The organism is Streptomyces sp. NPDC059455, from assembly GCF_042750115.1.
GTDB classification, from domain to species: domain Bacteria; phylum Actinomycetota; class Actinomycetes; order Streptomycetales; family Streptomycetaceae; genus Streptomyces; species Streptomyces endocoffeicus.
In genome coordinates, this window is sequence record NZ_JBHYVB010000190.1 from 13,835 (window position 1) to 17,883 (window position 4,049).

Consider the following 4,049-nt stretch of genomic DNA (forward strand, 5'->3'; position numbering starts at 1 on the left):
GTCACACGCGCCCACCGCCCCCCGGCTCCCCTCTGGCCCGCCACCTCACCCCACCCCACCCACCCCCCCGCCAAAAGCCCCCCCCCCCCCCGCTACCCCCGGGCGCCCCCCGACATTCATTCCGGGGCCACCGGGGACGGACACCGCCCCCGGTGGTGGGGATCAGCTCTCCGAACCGGAGTCCGAACCCTCGGGGCGCTCGGCGGGAGCGTCCTCCGGGGCGGTGCTCTTGGTCAGCGAAGCCGCGGAGGTGGGCTGCGAGCCATTCGCCGGGGCCAGCTCCCGGGGGGAGAGCACCGGCGGACGGGTGGAGGGCGTACGCCGCGAGGAGCCGGTCCACGCCGGGCGGGCCGGGCGCTTGACGATCGGGGCGAAGATCTCGGCGATCTGCTCCTTGTTCAGCGTCTCCTTCTCCAGCAGCGCCAGCACCAGGTTGTCCAGGACGTCCCGGTTCTCGACGAGGATCTCCCACGCCTCGTTGTGCGCGGCCTCGATGAGCTTCTTGACCTCCTCGTCCACCAGCGCGGCGACCTCTTCCGAGTAGTCGCGCTGGTGAGCCATCTCACGGCCGAGGAACGGCTCGGAGTTGTCGGAGCCGAACTTGATCGCGCCGAGCCGCTCGGTCATGCCGTACTGCGTGACCATCGCGCGGGCCGTGGTGGTGGCCTTCTCGATGTCGTTGGACGCGCCCGTGGTCGGGTCGTGGAAGACGAGCTCCTCCGCCGCCCGGCCGCCCATCATGTAGGCGAGCTGGTCCAGCATCTCGTTGCGCGTGGTCGAGTACTTGTCCTCGTCCGGCAGGACCATGGTGTAGCCCAGGGCCCGGCCTCTGGAGAGGATTGTGACCTTGTGCACCGGATCGCTGTTCGGAGACGCCGCCGCGACCAGGGCGTGACCGCCCTCGTGGTACGCGGTGATCTTCTTCTCCTTGTCGCTCATGATCCGGGTCCGCTTCTGCGGACCGGCCACGACTCGGTCGATCGCCTCGTCCAGGAAGTGGTTGTCGATCAGCTTCCCGTCGCTGCGGGCCGTCAGCAGGGCGGCCTCGTTCAGCACGTTCGACAGATCGGCACCGGTGAAGCCGGGGGTGCGGCGGGCGACGGCCGACAGGTCGACGTCCGGAGCGACCGGCTTGCCCTTCTGGTGGACCTTGAGGATCTCCAGCCGGCCCTGCATGTCCGGGCGGTCGACGGCGATCTGCCGGTCGAAGCGGCCCGGGCGCAGCAGCGCCGGGTCGAGGATGTCGGGCCGGTTGGTGGCGGCGATCAGGATGACCCCGCCCTTCACATCGAAGCCGTCCATCTCGACGAGCAGCTGGTTCAGCGTCTGCTCGCGCTCGTCATGGCCGCCGCCCATGCCCGCACCGCGGTGCCGGCCGACGGCGTCGATCTCGTCGACGAAGACGATGGCCGGGGCGTTGGCCTTGGCCTGCTCGAACAGGTCGCGGACGCGGGAGGCACCCACACCCACGAACATCTCGACGAAGTCGGAGCCGGAGATCGAGTAGAAGGGGACACCCGCCTCGCCCGCGACGGCACGCGCGAGCAGCGTCTTACCCGTACCGGGCGGGCCGTAGAGCAGCACGCCCTTGGGGATCTTGGCGCCCACGGCCTGGAACTTCGCCGGCTCCTGCAGGAACTCCTTGATCTCCTGGAGCTCCTCGACCGCCTCGTCGGCCCCCGCCACATCGGTGAAGGTCGTCTTCGGCGTGTCCTTGGTGATGAGCTTGGCCTTCGACTTGCCGAAGTTCATCACCCGGGAGCCGCCGCCCTGCATCTGATTCATCAGGAACAGGAAGACCACGACGATCAGCACGAACGGGAGCAGCGAGAGCAGGATCCCGACGAAGGGGTTCTGCTTCGACGTCGAGACGTTGTACCCGTCGGGGATCCCGCCCTGCTTCTGGGCATTGGCCTGCAGAGTCTTGGCAAGGTCGACGCCCTGGTCACCGATGTAGGTGGCCTGGAGCTTGTCACTGCCCGAGATCTTGGCGACGTTGTCCTTGAGCTTGATCTTTACCTTGTGCTCGTCGCCGGTCGTCAGTTCGGCGGACTGGACCTGGTTCTGGTTGATCGCCTTGACGACCTGACTGGTGTCCACCGACTTGTAGCCGCCGGACGAGCCGACGACCTGCATCAACACGACCACGGCGAGGACGGCCAGCACGATCCACATGACCGGCCCACGGAAGTAGCGCTTCACGTCCATCCATACGGGGCGAAGCCGCCCCGTCCCTCCTGCCACAGTGAGGCACGGCAGCCCTGGAGAGGCGCCTGTGCGTGCGGTGTATTGCGGTGTATTTGCGGTGTATGAGCTGTGTAATCCTCAGTCTCGAAAAAGACTGACCTTCGGACGGTACCCCAGCATTGTCACCCGACGCCGCCGTGGACTGTTAACAAAACCGCCTTCCCCAGCTCCAACGGCGGAAAACCCCGCCAGGTTCCCAGGGGGCGGCGGCGCCCGTCAGCCGCCGTAGACGTGCGGGGCCAGGGTGCCGACGAACCGAAGGTTCCGGTACTTCTCGGCGTAGTCCAGCCCGTAGCCGACGACGAACTCATTGGGGATGTCGAAGCCGACCCACTTCACCTCGATGGCGACCTTGGCCGCCTCCGGCTTACGCAGCAGGGTGCAGACGTTCAGCGAGGCCGGCTCGCGCGAGCCCAGGTTCGACAGCAGCCACGACAGCGTCAGTCCGGAGTCGATGATGTCCTCGACGATCAGGACGTGTTTGCCCTTGATGTCGGTGTCCAAGTCCTTCAGGATACGCACCACCCCGGAGGACTGGGTGCCCGCGCCGTAGGACGACACGGCCATCCAGTCCATGGTGACGGGCGTGGAGAGGGCGCGCGCCAGATCCGCCATCACCATCACCGCGCCCTTGAGTACGCCAATGATCAGCAGATCCTTGTCCGCGTACTCCTCATCGATGGCGGCGGCCAGCTCGGCCAGCTTCGCGTCGATCTCTGCCTCGGTGATGAGGACCGACTTGAGGTCGGTGCCCATGTCCTTGTCGTCCACCCGCGCCACTCTCGTTCGACTACCGGCTCAACTGGCTCGGGCGGATCAGCCCTGCCGGATGACCAGTCTGCCACCCTCCCGGCGGACCTCGACGCGGCCGGGGAGGTTGATGGCCCGCTGCCCCCGCCAGCCGGTGATCAGCCGGTCCACCTCTTCGATGTGGCGGGCGAAGAGCGAACCGGCGGGCGCGCCCGCCGCGATGGCGGCCCGGCGCAGCACCCGGCGGCGGACGGCGGTGGGCAAACCGTGCAGTCCGACGGTGTCGAGGTGCACGGCCTGCGCGCCACCGGCCGCCGCCGGTGCGGTGGTCATCACATCGGCCTCGGCGCGGGCGGCCCAGGCGTCGAGGGCGTCGGCGTCGTCACGGGAGAGCTGGGCGGTGCGGGCGAGCGCCTCGACGACGCCCTTGCCCAGCGCCTTCTCCAGGATGGGCAGCGCCTCGTGGCGGACCCGGGAGCGGGTGTAGGAGGGGTCCACGTTGTGCGGGTCGTCCCAGACGGGCAGCGACTGGGCCAGGCACGCCTCGCGGACGGTGTGCCGGTCCAACTGGAGGAAGGGGCGGCGGTAGCGGCCGCCGGTGCCGGAGACCCAGGCCATACCGGACAGCGAGCGGATACCGGAGCCGCGGGCGAGGCCCAGCAGAACCGTCTCGGCCTGGTCGTCACGGGTGTGGCCGAGCAGCACGGCGGCGGCTCCGTGGCGCTCGGCGGCGGCGTCCAGCGCGGTGTAGCGGGCGTCCCGGGCGGCGGCCTCGGGGCCGCCGCTCCGGCCGACGGCCACGGCGACCGCCTCGACCGGCGCCAGGCCCAGGGCCCGCATCCGGTCGGTGACCTCGGCGGCGCGGACGTCGGACCCCTGCTGGAGACCGTGGTCGACGGTGACCCCGCCGGCCCGCAGCCCGGCCCGCGGGGCCTCGAAGGCGAGGGCGGAGGCGAGTGCCATGGAGTCGGGGGCGCCCCGGGAGGCGGCGAGCACGACCGGGTGGGGGGGCCCCGGGGGGGGGGCGGGAGGGGCGGGGGGCGAGTGCGCGC

General features: G+C 69.9%; 3 protein-coding genes. All 3 read right to left on the reverse strand.

Annotated elements, in window-relative coordinates; translation table 11 throughout:
- Positions 1 to 162: 162 nt before the first annotated feature.
- The gene (ftsH, locus tag ACFXB5_RS42350; protein WP_385218864.1) at positions 163 to 2,208 is read right to left on the reverse strand and encodes an ATP-dependent zinc metalloprotease FtsH; all 2,046 of its coding nucleotides are present in this window, start codon (positions 2,206 to 2,208) and stop codon (positions 163 to 165) included.
- 255 nt (positions 2,209 to 2,463) lie between these two features.
- On the reverse strand, positions 2,464 to 3,003 hold the full coding sequence (gene hpt / locus ACFXB5_RS42355) for a hypoxanthine phosphoribosyltransferase (RefSeq protein ID WP_201852601.1): 540 nt from the start codon (positions 3,001 to 3,003) through the stop codon (positions 2,464 to 2,466).
- A gap of 60 nt (positions 3,004 to 3,063) precedes the next feature.
- The coding region (gene tilS / locus ACFXB5_RS42360; protein ID WP_385218865.1) for a tRNA lysidine(34) synthetase TilS at positions 3,064 to 4,049 on the reverse strand (986 nt) is incomplete at its 5' end.